The organism is Serratia grimesii NBRC 13537 (assembly GCF_001590905.1).
GTDB classification, from domain to species: domain Bacteria; phylum Pseudomonadota; class Gammaproteobacteria; order Enterobacterales; family Enterobacteriaceae; genus Serratia; species Serratia grimesii.
The window spans coordinates 44,003-62,646 of record NZ_BCTT01000001.1 but is presented as its reverse complement, the minus strand read 5'-3'; the positions used below and the strand labels follow the sequence as shown (position 1 = coordinate 62,646).

13 protein-coding genes are annotated in these 18,644 nt (G+C 54.2%); 5 read left to right on the top strand and 8 right to left on the bottom strand.

What is annotated here, in order from left to right:
• Positions 1-201 precede the first annotated feature (201 nt).
• The 5 genes from SGR01S_RS00270 to SGR01S_RS00250 all read left to right on the top strand — a co-directional run bounded on the left by SGR01S_RS00270 (position 202) and on the right by SGR01S_RS00250 (position 5,015).
• Positions 202-1,353 carry an FAD-dependent monooxygenase gene (locus tag SGR01S_RS00270; RefSeq protein ID WP_061806152.1) on the top strand — a complete coding sequence of 384 codons (1,152 nt, stop codon included), beginning with the start codon at positions 202-204 and terminating at the stop codon, positions 1,351-1,353.
• Entirely contained in the window at positions 1,350-2,144 is a 795-nt protein-coding gene (locus tag SGR01S_RS00265) for an alpha/beta fold hydrolase (RefSeq protein WP_061806151.1), read from the top strand. The genes SGR01S_RS00270 and SGR01S_RS00265 overlap by 4 nt, the downstream gene beginning before the upstream one ends.
• A gap of 15 nt (positions 2,145-2,159) precedes the next feature.
• On the top strand, positions 2,160-2,912 hold the full coding sequence (locus SGR01S_RS00260; protein ID WP_061806150.1) for a maleate cis-trans isomerase family protein: 753 nt from the start codon (positions 2,160-2,162) through the stop codon (positions 2,910-2,912).
• 9 nt (positions 2,913-2,921) lie between these two features.
• Complete coding sequence (locus SGR01S_RS00255) at positions 2,922-3,563, top strand: N-carbamoylsarcosine amidohydrolase (RefSeq protein WP_061806149.1); 642 nt, start codon at positions 2,922-2,924, stop codon at positions 3,561-3,563.
• Positions 3,564-3,707: 144 nt separating this feature from the next.
• A complete protein-coding gene (locus tag SGR01S_RS00250; RefSeq protein ID WP_061806148.1) occupies positions 3,708-5,015 on the top strand; it encodes an MFS transporter in 1,308 nt (435 codons plus the stop codon).
• Between the two features lie 30 nt (positions 5,016-5,045).
• On the opposite strand, the gene SGR01S_RS00245 is transcribed toward SGR01S_RS00250, so the two are convergent.
• From SGR01S_RS00245 to guaD, 8 genes are all read right to left on the bottom strand, one after another.
• Positions 5,046-6,251: a serine hydrolase domain-containing protein gene (locus tag SGR01S_RS00245; RefSeq protein WP_061806147.1), complete on the bottom strand. Its 1,206-nt coding sequence runs from the start codon at positions 6,249-6,251 to the stop codon at positions 5,046-5,048.
• Between the two features lie 270 nt (positions 6,252-6,521).
• Positions 6,522-8,723, bottom strand: a complete 2,202-nt coding sequence (gene dcp / locus SGR01S_RS00240) for a peptidyl-dipeptidase Dcp (RefSeq protein ID WP_061806146.1) — start codon at positions 8,721-8,723, stop codon at positions 6,522-6,524.
• Between the two features lie 461 nt (positions 8,724-9,184).
• A complete protein-coding gene (locus SGR01S_RS00235) occupies positions 9,185-10,813 on the bottom strand; it encodes a thiamine pyrophosphate-dependent enzyme (RefSeq protein ID WP_255212207.1) in 1,629 nt (542 codons plus the stop codon).
• Between the two features lie 42 nt (positions 10,814-10,855).
• Positions 10,856-12,208, bottom strand: a complete 1,353-nt coding sequence (gene hpaX / locus SGR01S_RS00230) for a 4-hydroxyphenylacetate permease (RefSeq protein ID WP_061806145.1) — start codon at positions 12,206-12,208, stop codon at positions 10,856-10,858.
• Positions 12,209-12,539: 331 nt separating this feature from the next.
• Positions 12,540-13,313: a xanthine dehydrogenase accessory protein XdhC gene (xdhC, locus tag SGR01S_RS00225; RefSeq protein WP_061806144.1), complete on the bottom strand. Its 774-nt coding sequence runs from the start codon at positions 13,311-13,313 to the stop codon at positions 12,540-12,542.
• Positions 13,306-15,699, bottom strand: coding sequence for a xanthine dehydrogenase molybdopterin binding subunit (gene xdhB, locus SGR01S_RS00220; protein WP_061806143.1), 2,394 nt, complete (start codon positions 15,697-15,699; stop codon positions 13,306-13,308). Before xdhB ends, xdhC begins: the two co-directional genes overlap by 8 nt.
• Positions 15,689-17,122, bottom strand: coding sequence for a xanthine dehydrogenase small subunit (gene xdhA, locus SGR01S_RS00215; RefSeq protein ID WP_061806142.1), 1,434 nt, complete (start codon positions 17,120-17,122; stop codon positions 15,689-15,691). Before xdhA ends, xdhB begins: the two co-directional genes overlap by 11 nt.
• A complete protein-coding gene (guaD, locus tag SGR01S_RS00210; protein WP_061806141.1) occupies positions 17,119-18,450 on the bottom strand; it encodes a guanine deaminase in 1,332 nt (443 codons plus the stop codon). The genes xdhA and guaD overlap by 4 nt, the downstream gene beginning before the upstream one ends.
• Positions 18,451-18,644: the final 194 nt, after the last annotated feature.

The following is an 18,644-nucleotide window of genomic DNA, read 5'->3' as shown; positions in this document are numbered from 1 at the left end:
AGTCGACCATAAGCAAATCCTATTTTAACCCCTGACAATCCTGTGATTAACATGATATTAACAGAAATCGGCTATGGATAAGCGTGAGCCAGATCTAAATTAACACTTGTGCAACTTTGCGTTACTTAGCGTATACACTATAAATCGATCATCTGGCATCACTTAAGATGCCCAGGTAAAAAACCAACAGTCAGGGGATAAATGATGAGCAAACAACAACGCATTGCCGTGGTCGGTGCCGGTTTAGGTGGCGCCGCCGTCGCGGGTCTGCTGCAGAAAGCCGGCTTTACCGTCGACCTGTACGAACAGAGTCCGGTGTTTTCCCGCCTGGGAGCCGGCATCCATATGGGGCCAAACGTACTGAAGATTTTCCGCCGTCTCGGTATCGAGCAACCATTGGAACAAATGGCCTCGCATCCGGATTTTTGGTTCAGCCGCGATGCCGAAAGCGGTGATTACCTGTCGCGGATTGAACTGGGGGCCTTTGCACGTAAAGAGTACGGTGCCGCTTACGTGACGGTGCACCGGGGCGATTTACAGGCGTTGCAGATGGCGGCCCTGCAACCGGGCACTGTGCATTTTGGCAAGTGTCTGAGCAAAATTGAGGAGCGTGACAACGAAGTGGTGCTGAACTTTGCCGATGGCACCCAGGCCAGCGCCGATATCGTGATTGGTGCCGATGGTATCAACTCCCGTATTCGCGAACATCTGCTGGGGGCAGAAGCGCCAACCTACAGTGGTTGGGTTGCCCACCGCGCGTTGATCCGCGGTGAGAAGCTGGCCAAATACAATCTGAGCTTTGAAGACTGCGTGAAATGGTGGTCGGCAGATCGTCACCTGATGGTCTATTACACCACTCAAAAACGTGACGAATATTACTATGTCAGCGGTGTACCACACCCTGCATGGGATTTTCAGGGCAGTTTTATCGACAGCAGCCGCGAAGAAATGTACGAAACCTTCGCTGGCTATCACCCGATTGTGCAAGCGCTGATCGAATCCAGCGAGCAGGTCACCAAATGGCCACTGTTGAACCGTAAACCGTTACCGCTGTGGAGCGAAGGCCGCATGGTGCTGCTCGGTGATGCCTGCCACCCAATGAAACCACACATGGCGCAAGGCGCGGCGATGGCGATCGAAGACGCCGCTATGCTGGCGCGCTGTCTGCAGGAAACTGGCCTGACTGACTACCGCACCGCTTTCCAACTGTATGAAGCCAACCGTAAAGAGCGCGCCTCCCGCGTCCAGGCCGTCTCCAATGCCAACACTTTCCTGCGCACTCAGGAAGATCCGGCCTGGGTTTATGGTTATGACCTGTACGCACAGACGCTGAAGTCGGAGAACGCCGCATGAGCCACTTTCTGTATGGCGCCAACGTGCAGGCTAACGGCATTCGTCAACACTACCTGCGCTATGGCGGCCAAGGCCCCGTAGTGATCCTTATCCCCGGCATCACGAGCCCAGCGATCACCTGGGGTTTTGTTGCCGAACGCCTGGCCGAGCGCTACGACACCTACGTGCTGGACGTGCGTGGCCGCGGTCTGTCTGCCAGCGGCCCGGATCTAGCCTATGACGCCGAAACCTGCGCCGCAGACGTCAACGCCTTCGCCCTAGCACTAAATCTGGAAAACTACGCCCTGCTCGGCCATTCAATGGGGGCGCGCTTTGCCCTGCGCGCCGCAGCACTGCAACCGGTTGGCGTTCGGCGATTGGTATTGGTCGATCCGCCTGTTTCAGGGCCCGGCCGTCGTGAATATCCAGGCAAATGGCCTTGGTACGTGGATTCGATTCGTCAGTCACTGTTGGGAATGGACGCGGAACAGATGCGTGCCTACTGCCCGACCTGGAGCGAACAACAGCGTCAACTGCGTGCCGAGTGGTTGCACACCTGCTATGAACCGGCGATTCAGCGCGCCTATGAAGATTTTCATCAGGTTGACAGCCATCGTGATTACCCCGCGCTGCACATGCCAACCTTGCTGATGGTGGCAGGCCTGGGAGGCGTGATCCAACCGGAAGACGAGGCGGAGATCCGCACATTGCAACCGGAGATCACTATCACACACGTTGAAAATGCAGGACATATGATCCCGTGGGACGACTTTGACGGTTTCTTCCGCGCCCTGGGCGATTTTCTGGATTAATTAAGGAGCGTTGTCATGAGTAAAAATTACCGTATCGGCCAGATAGTGCCCAGTTCCAACACCACGATGGAAACCGAGATCCCAGCAATGCTGACAGCACGCCAGTTGATCCGTCCGGAACGCTTTACCTTTCACTCCAGCCGCATGCGTATGAAGCACGTCAGCAAGGCAGAACTGGCGGCGATGGATGCCGAATCAGACCGCTGCGCACTGGAGCTTTCCGACGCCCAGGTAGATGTACTGGGGTATGCCTGCCTGGTAGCGATCATGTCGATGGGCTTAGGTTATCACCGTGAATCTCAGGCCCGGCTGGCGCAGGTTACCCAGGACAATAACGCCGGGGCCCCGGTGATTAGCAGCGCAGGGGCATTGGTCAATGGCCTGAAGGTGTTGGGTGCCAAACGCATTGCGCTGGTGGCCCCCTACATGAAGCCACTGACCCAAATGGTGGTGGACTATATCGAGCACGAAGGCATTGAGGTCACGGTGTGGCGGGCGTTGGAAATTGCCGACAACCTGGCCGTAGGCCGTCATGAACCGGCCAAACTGCCCGGTATTGTCGCTGAGATGGATCTGAACGACGTTGACGCCATCGTGCTGTCCGCCTGCGTGCAAATGCCGTCCTTGCCGGCAGTCGCTACCGTTGAGGCGCAAACCGGAAAACCGGTGCTGACGGCCGCTATCGCCACCACTTACGCCATGCTGACTGCACTGGAACTGGAACCGATCGTTCCCGGCGCCGGTGCCCTGCTGTCCGGCGCCTATTAAGGAGGAATCATGGCATCCACAGCCAATGACTCGCTCAGCGATAACTACAGCGGCGTTTGGGGCAACCGTATTGGCTTCGGCCAGCGACCGGCCCTGCTACTGATCGACTTTATGCAGGGTTACACCACCCAGGGCGCCTCATTGTTCGCTCCCGGCGTAGTCAGTGCGGTCGAAGAAAGCATGGCGCTGTTGGCTACCGCTCGCCAGACGGGAATTCCGGTGATCCACACCAATATCCGCTATCATGCAGGGCATTTTGCCAATGGTGGTATTTGGGTGAAAAAAGCACCGGTTATGAAGGACATGGTGGACGGTAACCCGCTGGCGGCGTTTTGCCCACAGGTGGTACCGCGGACAACGGAAGTGGTGTTGACCAAGCAATATGCCAGCGCCTTTTTCGGTACCTCGTTGGCCTCAATGCTAGTGGCACTCGGCGTCGATACCCTGCTGTTAGTCGGCTGTTCCACCAGCGGGTGTATCCGCGCCAGTGCGGTGGACGCAGTACAGCACGGCTTCCGTACCATAGTGGTACGGGAATGTGTGGGCGATCGTCACCCTGGCCCACATGAGGCCAACCTGTTCGACATCGACAGTAAATACGGCGACGTCGTGGCAAAACAGGAGGCTATCGATTATCTGAACCGGCTGTAATCCAGAGTTTCACCTGCATGGAGAGCTGAAAATAAAGAAGGCGCGGCAAGCGCCTCAGGTGACCGCCCGAGACAGGGCGGCTTCCAAGCAAACACACAACGCTCCTCCTCCGGAGGCCACAATGCACCACCTGGAGACATCATCATGGCCATTGTTGAAACCCCGTTAACCGGGAAAGCGGGCGCAGAATCGCTTCTGTACCGCAAAATAACCTGGAAGCTGATCCCATTCCTATGTTTGTGTTATCTGGCGGCCTACCTCGACCGTATCAACGTCGGATTAGCCAAGTTGCAGATGGCCGACCAACTGCAATTGAGCGAAGCCGCCTTTGGTTTGGGTGCAGGATTGTTCTTTGTTGGCTACATCCTTTTTGAGGTACCGAGCAACCTGATCTTACAACGCGTCGGCGCCAAGGTATGGATTGCCCGTATTATGATCACCTGGGGTCTGCTTTCTGCCTGTACCATGTTCGTCACTACCCCTAATCAGTTTTACGTTATCCGTTTTCTTCTCGGTGTAGCAGAGGCCGGTTTTCTGCCTGGCGTGTTGTATTACCTGACGCTGTGGTTCCCGACTTACCGTCGCGGTCGCATTATTGCGCTATTCATGATTGGCCTACCGCTGTCGAGCGTGATCGGTGGCCCAATTTCCGGCTGGATTATGGGGCATTTTGATATGCGCCACGGGTTGCACGGCTGGCAATGGCTGTTCCTGCTGGAAGGTGTTCCCAGTGTACTGCTGGGTGTGCTGACTTTTTGGGTATTACCGAACAACTTCGGGCAGGCCAAATGGTTATCCGACGAGGAAAAACAGCGCATTGCCGATGATTTGGCGCAGGATGAAGCCGAGGCCGACCACAGTAAACACCGTTTCCGTGATGGCTTCTTTAATCTCAAGGTCTGGATGCTGGGTGGCATAGACTTCTCGATCCTGCTGAGTGCCTATGCGATGGGATTCTGGATGCCGACCTTTATCAAAACCGCCGGAGTGACCAACATTACCACCATCGGCATGTTAACTGCGCTGCCGAGCGTCGCTGCCCTGTTGGGTATGTTGCTGATCGGTGCCAGCTCCGACCGCATGCGTGAGCGACGTTGGCATATCATCGTGCCGTTTATTGTTGGTGCAATGGCAATGGCGGGCAGCACGTTCTTCACACATAACGTCATTGCCACCGTGCTGCTGTTCTCTGTCGCTCAGGCGGCGATCATCGGTGCAGTACCCGTGTTTTTCAGCCTGCCAGCCACCTTTCTGCGCGGCACTGCGGCGGCAACTGGTTTTGCCCTGGCCTGTTCACTGGCAAATATCGCCGGGTTGGTGAGTAACTCGCTGATGGGGCTGGCACTGGATTTGACAGGCAAAAGCGGTGGTGCTCTCTGGGCGTTCGCCGGTTGCTTGCTGATCAGTTCGTTACTGGTGATTGCTCTGCCCGCTAAAGTGGTTAACCGCTAAGGGTGTTGGGCTCCGTTCGCGGAGCCCGGCTTATTGGCAAGTAAAATGCCCGTCCGCGGCTTCGCCCATACGTTGCAATAGACGGTGGCCGATATTATTGCTCCAGTTGAAACTGTTTTGTAGCACCACTACCGCCGTCTTATGGCGCAGATCCATACCGATATAGCTGGAGTAACCACCGATAAACCCGACCTGATACGTAATCTGCTGAGTCCCCACATCATCCACTACCCAGGCAATGGCCGCGGCTTCTTTTGTACGTGCAAAGTGCACGGTCAACGAATCTTTCAGGGCTTTGTTCAACGCCGCTGAACCAGTAGGGACAAAATGCGCCTGCGCATAACGCAGCAGATCATCGGCATCGGTATACAGCCCTGCGGCACCGACCATATAAGAAGAAAACTGCCAATCCGGCACCGGCTCCCCGCGTCGAATAAACTTGGGTTGATCGCCCGCATGACCAATAGCCCGCAGCGCGTAACCCGGCAACTGCTGCGCATCGTAACTGGTGTGCGTCAGCCCCAATGGCTGGAGGATATTTTCCGTTGTCAGGCGATCGACCGTTTTTCCAGTTCGCCGTTGCAAAATGTAATCCAGCAGCGCATAACCCAGATTGGAATAGCGCGGTTCCTCCACTGAAGGGGCTTCAAACTGTGCAAGGTAATCGAGGAATTTTGGCGCATCCAGAGAGCGATAAAAATTATCCCCCGTAAACAGGTAGCGGACAAATGCACCAAGCATCTCCGGCGTCATCATTTGGCGCGGTAGCCCAGAGGTGTGTGTCACCAACTGCAGTAAGGTAATTTTGGCCGCATCCTTGCTGAGCGGTGTACCAACGGGCAGCAACGTCGCCAAGGTATCGTCCCAATTCAGGACGCCCTTATTAACCAGCACCACGGTGACTTCGGCAATGAACCCTTTGCTGACCGACCCCACGGCAAACAGCGTCTTGCCATTGACCGGATAGCGCTGCTGCGCGTCCGTCATGCCATAGCCAAAACTACGCGCTTGCCCATCTGCCGTCAGCACCCCGACGACCAGCCCCGGTGTCTGCTGACCGTCAATGAGCGGCTGCGCCAAACTGTCGACTTCAGCGCGTAGATCACCACTACATGCCAGACGCTGACTTTCCAGCGACGATGTGTCGGTCGGCATGCGCGACAGCGTGCCACAGGCGGAAATAAGCAATGGCATAATCAGGGCGACACTGCGCTTTAGGGGAATTTTAATCTTCATTGCTCACGGGTCAAAAATAACCGGCGCATAATAAACGATCACACCGGCCATGTCCCCGTGGAATAAAAAAGGACGCAAGCAAGCTTGCGTCCTTAATTTGATGACAAAGTTGTCTTTGATCCCGAGATACCCGGGCCTAGCGCACCGAGGGGCGACTCCGGCAGCTAAAGCTGCTACGACCCCTTCGGCACGCTCTCCCTAATAACGAACTTGGTTAAACGTCTGACAACGGGTATAGCATCAAACAGCCTCAGCACCCAACGTAACCTATTACTGGTCTTTCAAACCACGGTTAATCAGCATGGGTTCGATACTTGGTGCTTGACCACGCCAGTCGATGTACAGTTTTTCCAGATCCTGGCTGTTGCCACGTGACAACACCATGTCGCGGAAACGCTGGCCGTTTTCTGGCGTCAGGCCACCGTGTTCGGTGAACCACTGGAAAGCGTCATCCGCCAGCATTTCGGTCCACAGATAGGCGTAATAACCGGCAGCATAGCCGTTACCCCAAATGTGCTTGAAGTAGCTGGAACGGTAGCGCGGCGGTACATAGCTGAGATCGATCTTGTCTTTTTGCAACGATTCGGCTTCGAACTTATCCACGTCCTGTTGCGGTTGATCAGCACTCAACATGTGCCAGTGCATATCCAACAGCGCCGCAGACAGCAGCTCGGTCATGTCATAGCCTTTGTTGAACTTGTCGGCTTTTTTGATTTTGTCGACCAGTTCTTGCGGCATCGCTTCACCGGTTTTGTAATGCTTGGCGAAGTGCGCGAAAACTTTAGGATCGCGGGCCCAATGCTCGTTGAACTGTGATGGGAATTCCACAAAGTCACGCGCCGTGTTGGTACCAGACAGGCTTGGATATTCCTGATCGGCGAACATGCCGTGCAGCGCATGACCAAACTCGTGGAACATGGTGATCACATCGTCATATGACAGCAATGCAGGCTGGCCCGGCGCAGGCTTGGTAAAGTTGGCAACATTGTAAATCACCGGTTTGGTGCCTTTCAGCTTCGACTGTTCAACAAAGTTGCTCATCCAGGCGCCACCGCCCTTGTTGTCGCGCTTAAAGAAGTCGGTATAGAACAATGCCAATGATTTACCGTCTTTATCGAATACCTCATAAACCCGCACATCCGGTTGGTAAACCGGGATATCTTTGCGTTCTTCGAAGCTGATGCCGTACAGCAAATTCGCAGCATAGAACACGCCGTTGTTCAGCACGTTATTCAGTTCGAAATAAGGTTTGATCTGCGACTCATCAAGGTCATATTTTGCTTTACGGACCTGTTCTGCATAGAACTGCCAGTCCCAGGCTTCGACTTTAAATCTACCTTTCTGCTGGTCGATCACGGCCTGAATGTCTTTGGCTTCACGTTCGGCCCGGGCCGTCGCCGCAGGGACGATGTTACGCATAAAGCTCAGCGCGGCATCCGGTGTTTTGGCCATCTGGTTTTGCAGTTTCCAGGCAGCATAATTTGGGAAGCCTAGCAGCTTGGCCTGTTCAGCACGGACCTTGGCCAGACGAGCGATAGTCTGGCGTGTGTCATTAGCATCCCCTTTTTCAGCCCGATTCCAGGACGCATCAAACAGTGCTTTGCGGGTATCACGATCTTTTAGGCTCTGCAGCTCTGGTTGCTGGGTGGTGTTTTGCAATACCAACAACCATTGTTTATCCAGCTTACGTTCACCGGCTGCCTGGGCTGCGGCGGCCAGTTCGCTTTCCGACAGGCCGTCCAGCTTGCCTTTATCGGCGATAGCCAGCGCGCCGTCTTTGGTCGCTGCCAGTAATTTGTTGGAAAACTGAGTGCTCAGCGTTGCCGCTTCCTGGTTCAGTGCCTTCAGCTTGGTTTTATCAGCATCAGACAGATTAGCCCCTGCCAACTCAAAGTTCTTGTAGGTCACTTCCACCAGTCGACGTGATTCAGGATCCAGTTTTAACGCGTCACGCTGTTCATAAACAGCCTTGATGCGTGCAAACAGTTTACTGTTGAGCATAATGGCATCGTCCAACGCTGCCAGCTTCGGTGAGCTTTCCTCATCCAGCTTCTGTAATGCGTCGCTGGTGTTGGCCGAAGTCATGGCGCCAAACACATTCATCACTCGCGACAACAATGCGCCACTTTGCTCCAAGGCTACGAAGGTATTTTTAAAGTCAGGCTTGGCTGGATTGTTGGCGATCTTCTCCACTTCTTCCAACTTTTGCTTAATACCGGCGTCAATCGCCGGCGCATAGTCACTTTCTTTGATCTCATTGAAGGGGGGCGCCTGGAATGGCAGGCGACTTTGGTAGAAGAACGGGTTTTCGTTCTTTTTATTGTCGTGTTTGTTGGCTTCGCCGGTCACGGTAGCCTCCTTCGCCTGGCCGCTTGGCAACGCGCTATGATCCGCGTGCGAGTTGGTCTCTTCTGCTTGTGCCTGGGTACCCAGCGCCATGCCGATCGCCAGCACCAATGTTGATAAACGCATCAAATCGAAACTCCTCCATGTTCACAGAATAATGTCGCGGGAAGCTCATCTCCCCTTGAGTCACATCCTAGCTTAGGCGCAGTTGGCAGTTTGAGCAAAAACAAGTGATTAGAAGATTCGGTCGACATCGAGCCGCTGTTTTATAAAGTCCAACAGCGCCCATGTTTTGGCAGGCAAATAACAGCAACGGCGCAGACGGCAACGCCAGTGATATTTGCTGCACTCTGCCATCGTCCAAAAATGTCGACAGGCTGGTTCAGACAAAATGGCGAATCCTACCCCCGCCAGCACGGCACGCAATGCCATTTCACTATGGTGTCGGCATCACGCCGTAAAGCTTGCCGTCACTGCTGTTACTCTGTGCACTAAGTGCCTTCGTTTCAGCACTGTTGAGCCTTTGGCTGCAAAAAAGGCTCAATAGCGCGAGCGTTACACGTGATACCTGCCTAATTTTGCGCATGTTACTGCGGTGCTTGAGGGTGGATAAACGGCCAAGGACTGGCTTCTGATCCTCTCTCAACAGGCACCTCGATCACCACGGGACGTTCGGCGTTTATCGCTTCCGCCAACCGCACTCTAAGTTCATCAGGGGTCGTCGCACGATAGGCCAAGGCACCAAAACTTTCCGCCAGTCTGACAAAGTCCGGATTTGTTAGCTCAGACCCCAGGTAATGCCCCTGGTAACTATCCCGCTGATCGCGTAACACATTGCCATAAGCGCCATTATTGAACACGATGGCGATCACATTGATGCCGTGTTGCACTGCCGTTGCCAGCTCTTGCACCCCGAACATAAAGCCGCCGTCACCGGACACTGAGATAACCACCTTATCTGGATGCGCCACTTTGACGCCCAGTGCCGTGTTGTAGCCAAACCCCAGATTATCCTGATAGCCACAGGTCACATAATGACGCGGCTCATACACCGGAAAAGCGAAACGAGCGGTAAAACCTACCTGGCTGACTTCTTCTACAAAAAAACCATCCCTCGGCAACGCAGCGCGAATGGCATTAAGGTAATCAACCTGCGGCTGTACACAGGAGAAACGCTCTCTGGCCTGCTGGTTCAACCGACTCAGCGCCGCACGCCGATCCACCGGCTGCACGGGCGGCAGTGCCGCTAATAACGCCTCAACACCCTGTTGTGCATCCGCGACAACAGCGACGTCTGGTTTGAGCCTGACCATTTCGGTTGGGTCAATATCAATGCGTATCACTTTCAAATTCTTCGGCAGCCAGCGCCAGCGCATAAATTGCAGTTCAAGCCGGCTGCCAATACCGATTAACAGATCGGTCTGTTGCCAATAGTCGAAGCCCGCGACAAAGTTAAGCGCATAAGGCGAGTCGTCAGGCACCACACCCTTACCGGAACGATGTGACGTCACCGGAGCTTGTAATCGCCGAGCCAGTTCGGCCACTGCGTCCCCTGCCGCTACGGCACCACCGCCAACCATGATGAGCGGATTTTTAGCCTGTGCTATCAGGCTCGCCGCCGCCTCTATCGCCGCAGGATTGATCGCCGGCGCCGGGCGCAGATTGGCTAAGGGTAACTCCGTCTCCACCCCCTGCATGCCGAATACATCCCACGGGGCTTCGATAGCGCCGGGTCCTTGTCGTCCCGACAACATATGGCCGATCACCTCGGCCATTTCCGGAGCGGCTTCGGTTACATGGTTGACCCGACGGGCGACCTTGGTTATTCCACTCAGTGTATTGAGTTGGTCCGGCAACTCATGCAATTGCCCACGCCCCTGACCAATCAGGTGGGACATGATATTGCCCGTCAGACACAATACTGGGGTGTTGCCACCATAAGCGGTACACAATGCTGCTCCGGAGTTAAGCACGCCTGGGCCGGGTACCACGGTATAAGCACCGATGCGTCCCGTAGATTTGGCATAGCCATAAGCCATATAGCCCGCGCCCTGTTCATGACGAGTGTGAATGAATCGAATCTGCTCCCGCTGTTGATACAGGGCATCATTGAAATCGTACATATGTGCACCCGGGATACCAAATACCGTATCTATGCCATGCGCGATAAGCGAGCGAACCATGGTCTGACCGGTGGTTGCTGTATTTCCCATCATTACCTCTCCGTTGTTAACCTATCCAATCAGCTGCGGGTTGCCTCAACGAGGTCTGAACACCGAGTCTGATGCATTGCCCTTCGGTAAAGGTGTTTCCGTCATCGGGATAACCGTGATCACTGCGGCCCCCACTAACAGCAATATACCCATCACACCAATCCCGGCAGAAAAACTGCCTGTCATGTCATGCAGAACGCCCAGTAGCACCGGACTGAATGCCGAGCCGAGATTGCCGATCGCGCATATCAGTGCAATGGCTAGCGCGCGCGATGGCGCGGCGATCACGTGATCTGGGGTTGTCCAAAAGATTGCCATGGCGGTGAAGGAACCCGCAGACGCAAGAATAATTCCGGTAAGTTGCCAAAATGGCTGGGCAGAGATGATCGTCACCAACCAACCTGCTGCCGCAACGGCAAAAGGGAACCAAGTGTGAAATTTACGTTCTCGATAACGGTCGGAGCGTAGACTCCACCCTACCATTGCCAGAACGGTACAAAACTGTGGGATAGCCGCCAACAGACCAATGGTTTGATTACTGCTGCCCTGGTTCAGGTTCTGCAGTATTTGTGGGGTCCAGATATTAATCGCGCTCAGGGTATTGGTCAGACAGAAGTAGGCCAGTGCGTACAACACTACTACAGGCGTGAACACCGAGCGCAGACCGAGCCGTTGTGCTGTGGCGACACCTCTGTCTTGCTCTGCCGCAAGCATTTCGCCCAGCCGCACCTTTTCTGTAGCGGTTAACCAGTTCGCTTGCTGCGGGCCATCATCCAAAAAATGCCAAGTCACGACGCCCAACACCACCGCAGGAAGCCCTTCCAGCAAGAACAACCACTGCCAGCCTTTCAGGTTCATTACACCGTCCAACGCCAAAATATAGCCGGAGAGGATGGAGCCCAGCATCATGGTGATCGGCATAGCGACCATAAACAGTGCATTGGCACGAGCCCGGTAGTAAGCCGGGAACCAGTAAGTGAGATACAGCATGATACCGGGGAAGAAGCCGGCCTCTGCGACACCCACAATCATCCGCAGAGCGTAAAGTGATAGTGGTCCTGTTGCGAACATTGTCAGGGTGGACGCTACTCCCCAGCACACCATAATGGTCGCAATCCAGCGTCGGGCGCCAACAATCCCCAACATGACATTGGACGGAATTCCAAATGTCGAATAAGTAATATAAAAAAGCGTGGCTGCCAAGCCAAACATCGTGGCACTCAAGCCAAGATCTTTGCCCATAGTCAATCCGGCAAAACCGATATTAATCCGGTCGAGAAAAGAAAATACAAACAAGATAAATAAGAAAGAAATAAGACGTCTGAACAGTTTTCGGATAATGACATGATCGCTTTCCGTTGGCTGTTCAGCACTCTCTTGTACGGTAAAGGAATTCATACCTGCTCCTGACTGGCGTTTTCTCAGACCAGACGGCGTGGGCACTGGCACCGACCGGCACGTTTTCGATGTCTGCGCCATGACGCAAGACTCATCATTAATATGTTAATGAATAGAGATATACATAGAGGGAATTGAAACCGCAAAATTATTGATGGGAACTTGTGACTGGCTTAACGATTTTTAATTTAAATATAAAACATACCGTTAGTTAATTAACAACAATGGCGATTTTGTAAATTAATTAATATCGCCATTCGTTAATTTATTTATAAATAGCAAAAAGCATCCAATGTCCCGTACTGAAGCAGGGAAATTATGCCAAGATTGACTAAGCGTGTGAGCGCCCATAACAGGCAATAATTTCCCCAGCCACCGCCACAGCAATTTCCGCTGGCAGTTTACCTTTCACGTCCGGCAGACCCAGTGGACAACGCATGCCGTCAATCATCTGTTCACTGATACCACGTTGACCCAATTTATATTCGAAGCGTTTGCGTTTGGTTAGCGAGCCGATCAGGCCGAAGTAACCGGCATCGCCACGACGTAAAATCCGTTCCGCCAGCGCCAGATCCAGCGCGTGGTCGTGGGTCATGACGATGAAATAGCTGCCCGGCGGCATGGCGTCGACGATCTCCAGCGGTTCTTCGCAAACTTCTTGTTGTACCCCGGCCGGGATCACAGCAGGGAACTCCGCTGCGCGACCATCCACCCAATGCACCCGGCACGGCAGTGTGGCAAGGATATTCACCAACGCCCGCCCCACATGTCCTGCGCCAAACAGGGCAATCTGTGGTCGAGGGAGTATCAGCGGTTCGAACAGCACGTTAGTGGTTCCTCCACAGCATTGTCCCAGCCGCGCCGCCAAAGGAAAACGCTCCAGCCGCAGCATGGCAGTCCCCTGTTTAAGCATGTCACGGGCTATCGCCAGTGCCTGAAACTCAAGATGCCCCCCACCAATGGTATTCACCGCCCGTTCTGTGGTCACCAGCATTTTAGTTCCGCGGTTACGCGGCGTGGAGCCCAATTCGTCCACTAGCGTCACCAGCACACAGGGCTCTCCGCGCCGTCGAAGGTCGGCCAGAGCCTCAATCCACTCATCCATCACCGTTCTCCCGCATCAAATTAGTGACAATGTCACTACTTAGCATCTGCTGTACGCCCCACAGCACGCGCTCTGGCGTAGCCGGCGCATCAATGTTAGGTTGCAGGCGGTAATCCGCCAGACTAGCCACCGCATCTTTGATTGCACACCAGACCGAGATCCCCAACATGAACGGCGGCTCACCCACGGCTTTGGAATGAAACACCGTGTCTTCCGGATTTTTACGGTTCTCCAGCAGTGTGACTCGCAGATCGGCAGGCACATCACCAATCGCCGGGATTTTGTAGCTGGCCGGCCCATTGGTCAGCAACTTGCCCTTTTCATCCCACACCAGTTCTTCGCTGGTCAGCCAACCCATTCCCTGCACAAATCCCCCTTCAACCTGACCGATATCGATCGCCGGATTCAGTGAATCGCCCACGTCGTGCAGAATATCGGCGCGCAACAACTTGTATTCGCCAGTCAGGGTATCAATCATGACTTCCGCACAGGCTGCTCCGTAGGCAAAGTAATAAAACGGATGGCCACGGGCCTGGTCACGATCGTAGAAAATCTTCGGCGTGCGGTAATAGCCGGTGCTGGCGAGTGAAATCTGATTGAAATAAGCCTGTTCAACCACCTGTTCAAAGCTGAAATAGTGATCTCCCACCTTAACCTGACCATTATTGAAGGTGATCTGCGCAGCATCGACGTGATGCTGCTTGCTCAGCATGTCGATCAAACGTTGCTTAATGATCAGGGCTGCGTTCTCCGCCGCCTTGCCATTCAAGTCCGTGCCAGACGACGCCGCCGTCGGCGAAGTATTCGGCACCTTACCGGTATCGGTGGCGGTGATTTGAATACGCTCCACCTCGACCTGGAACACTTCAGCGACAATCTGTGCCACCTTGGTGTTCAGTCCCTGTCCCATTTCGGTACCACCGTGGTTGAGTTGAATACTGCCATCGGTATAAACCAGTACCAGCGCCCCTGCCTGATTGAGGAAACTGGCGGTAAAAGAGATGCCAAACTTCACCGGTGTCAGCGCCAACCCTTTCTTCAAAATCGGGTTTTGTCTGTTGAAGTGCCGAATTGCCTGACGCCGCGCCTGATAGTCGGCGCTGTGTTCCAGTTCGGCGGTGATCTCTTGCAGCAGGTTCTGCTCCACCGGTTGATAGTAATGGGTGACGTTGCGCTGATCTTTGCCGTAATAGTTGGTTTTACGCACCGCCAGTGGATCGAGCGCAAGATAGCGCGCGATACAATCCATGATCTCTTCGATAGCCATCATGCCCTGCGGCCCACCAAAACCACGGTAGGCGGTATTGGACGCAATATGGGTTTTACATCGATGACCCGTAATCAATACATCTTGCAAGAAATAGGCGTTATCGGCGTGAAACATCGCACGATCGACGATAGAACCTGAAAGATCTAGCGAGTAACCACAGTTACCGGCCAGGTCGATTTTCACGCCGTGCAACACGCCGTTGTCGTCAAAGCCGACGTCATACCGAATATAAAACGGATGACGCTTACCGGTAATCAACATGTCGTCACGGCGATTAAGTCGCATTTTTACCGGTCGTCCGGTGAGATGCGCCACCACGGCACACAAGCACGCAGGGCCTGCGGCCTGGGTCTCTTTGCCACCAAAGCCACCGCCCATACGACGCATGTCGATTGTTACCTTGTGCATTGGCAGGTTGAGCACGGAAGCGACCAGTTTTTGTATCTCGGTCGGGTTCTGAGTTGATGAATAGACCAGCATGCCGCCGTCTTCGACCGGCAACACCGAGGCTATCTGGGTTTCCAGATAGAAATGCTCCTGACCACCGACGTGCAATTCTCCCTGGATGCGGTGTTTCGCTTGTGCCAGCGCGCCCTCAACGTCACCACGTTGATGATGATGTGCCTCCTGCACAACAAAACCGTCACGCAAAGACTGCGTGACGTCCAACTGGGTAGGTAAATCCTGATAGATCACGTTGACCGCCTGAGCGGCACGCCAGGCGATCTCAGGATCTTCCGCGGCCACCACGGCGATCACCTGTCCGACATATTCCACCACTTCCTTCGCCAACAGCGGATCGCCATACGTTAACGGGGCAATATCCAGCTCACCTGGCACGTCCTGCCAAGTGATTACTCGCACGACACCGGGAAAATCGTAACAGGCGGACAGATCCAGTTTTTCTATACGTCCATGCGCCCGTTCGCTCAGTTTGGCCGCCAGATGCAATTGATTGGGAAACTCCAGCCGGTCGTCAATGTATTGTGCCTCTCCGCTGACATGTTTGTCGGCGCTTTCGTGTTTACGACTCCGTCCCACACCGCTGGTTAACGACTGACGGAAGTGTTCGGCCAGTTGTGCCTGCGTCTGTTCGCTGTGTTTGTTATGACTCATGAGCGGTCACCTCGATTGCCATCTGTGGCTCGGTCAGCGCTATGAAATAGCGACGCAGCAGGTTTTGCGCGACCAGCAAACGGTAGGCGCTACTGGCGCGAAAGTCGCTCAGCGGCGTAAAGTCCTGTGCCAACGCCTTCGCTGCCTGCTCTACCGTTGCACGCTGCCACGGCTGCCCTATCAGTTTTTGTTCACTCAGCAAGGCACGCTTCGGCGTTGCAGCCATACCCCCAAACGCCAAGCGGGCGTCACGAATGACGCCTTGTTCAATGGTCAGATTGAAGGCACCACACACCGCTGAAATATCATCCTCCAACCGTTTGGACACTTTCCAGGCACGGAAGTCAGTCGGCGCACGGGCTGGCAGCACGATGTTTTCAATAAATTCACCCGGCTGCAATGCGGTCTGGCGGTAGCCCAGGAAGAAATCCTTCAGCGGCAGTTCACGACGTTCCCTACCACAGCGTAAAGTCAGCTGTGCATCCAGTGCTAACAGTAGCGGTGCACCATCACCAATCGGAGACGCGTTGGCGATGTTGCCGCCCAACGTGCCCTGATTGCGAATTTGTTGCGAAGCAAAACGCGCCAGCAGCTCGCCAAAGGCCGGGTGATAGCTGGCCAGCAGCGGGGATAAGTCACTCAACGTGGCCCCGGCGCCAATGATCAGACGATCACCTTGCCAACTGACGAGTTTGAGCGCGTCAATCTGCCCAATGGCGATCATCAAAGGTAAATCCTGATGGCGTTGTGTCACCTCCAGGGCCAGATCGGTGCCACCGGCCAACAGTTTGGCCTGGGGGTGTTGTTGATAAAGCGTCGCCAGTTCATCGAGGGTTTGTGGCAACAGGCAGCGTTTTCCCGCAGACGCCACCAAAGTCGCCGCGCGGATCGCCTGTAAGCGCTGCCGTGTTTGTAACTGGTCGCGATCGAAACTGTCAGGTGTTCTGGTATTGCAGGCCTGCTGCGCCGCCGCCAAAATCGGTCGGTAGCCGGTACAACGACACAGATTACCGGCCAGCGCATGCTGCGCCTGTTCACGCTGGTAGGTTTCACTGTTCTTTTGCAGGCAGAACATCGACATGACAAACCCCGGCGTACAAAAACCGCACTGTGAACCATGGCAGTCAACCATCGCTTGTTGCACGCTATGCAACTCTCCCTGCTGTTTCAGATCCTCTACGGTGATCACCTGTTTGCCATGCAGTGCGCTGACAAAGGTCAGACAGGCGTTTACGCTACGGTAGCGCAATTGCTCGCCGTCCGGCTCCGCCAGCACCACTGTACAGGCACCACAGTCACCAGAAGCACAGCCTTCTTTCGTACCGCAACGGCCGAGATCGCGACGCAGATAGTTCAGCACCGTGGTGTTGGGATCGAGCGCAGTTTCGATTTTCAGCGTTTGATTAAGCAGAAACTGGATCATGCCGCCTCCTGATGCGTAGCTGGTCGATAGACCACTTTACCGTCGACGTAGGTACGGTAAACGTTGCGATCATCTCCCAACGTCATCAGCACAAACAGCTGTTCCGCCAGTTCGCGACTGTTTTCATGGCGCAGCTTCTGCAACGGTGACACCGCAGGATCCAGCACCACAAAGTCCGCCTCTTTGCCGACGTCAAAGTTGCCGATTTTATCCTCTAGCGACAGTGCGCGGGCTCCGCCCAGCGTGGCATGGTAAAACGCCTCGCAGGCAGAAAGTTGATAACGCTGCAACTGACCAACCTTATAGGCCTCACCCAGCGTTTGCAGCATATTGAACGTGGTACCCGCACCAACATCGGTGCCGATACCCAGTTTCACCTGTTTTTGCCAGGCCTTTTGTATATTGAACAGGCCACTGCCAAGGAACAGATTGGAGGTCGGACAAAAGGCGATCGCCGACCGGGTCTGGCATAAGCAGTCCCATTCTTGTTCTTCCAAATGCAGACAATGGGCGAACACGCTCCGCTCTCCCGTCATTCCATACTGATGATAAACATCCAGATAACTGCGGCTGTCCGGAAACAGTTCTTTCACCCATGCCACTTCATCGAGGTTCTCACTCAGATGGGTGTGCAAATACACATCTGGAAAGGCTTCACGCAGCCGTTGCACCTGAGTTAACAAGGCCGGTGTACTGGTAGGAGCGAAACGCGGTGTAATGGCATAGCTCAGCCGTTGCTTACCGTGCCAACGTTCAATCAACGCACGTGTTTGTTGATAACTCTGTTCCGGGGTTTCCAACAGTTCGTCCGGCGCGTGGCGGTCCATCATCACCTTGCCGGCGATCAAGCGCATATTCAGTGCCGCGGCCTGACTGAACAAGGCTTCAACTGACTGCGGATGCACTGTGCCAAACACCAGCGCCGTAGTTGTGCCATTGCTTAACAGTTGTTGTAGAAAAAACGCAGACATCTTGTCGGAATGATGTTCGCAGCAGAACTGGCTTTCTGTCGGGAAGGTATAACGCTTCAGCCACGCCAGTAGTTGATCGCCGTAGGCGCCAATCATTTCGGTTTGTGGGTAATGAATATGGGTGTCGATAAAACCCGGCACGATCAGTTTGTCCTGATAGTGTGTGACCTCACATCCCGGCGGCAATAGCGACTCCCCTTGCTGCCAACTACCAAACCAGGCAATGGTGCCTTCATTCAGCAGAATTAATCCGTCAGGAAGATGGCGTAATTGCTGACTCAACTGTTGCGGATTATCCACACAGGCAGTGATATCGAAAAAATTTCCACGGATTGCCGTGGTGAATGGGATGCTCATTTTGCTTTCCTTCTTTACCGACCAGCGCACAGCTCCCGGCTGAGTCAATTCAGGCCAGGGAATGATCGCGGTCTTTTTATCGATCGCAGGTGTTGATTTAAGAATAGCAATCAGCGTGCCAGTTGGTTTTTTATTGAATATTTATCTTTAAAAACAAAGCAATAAAAACAAATTACACAACATTCTGAATCAAT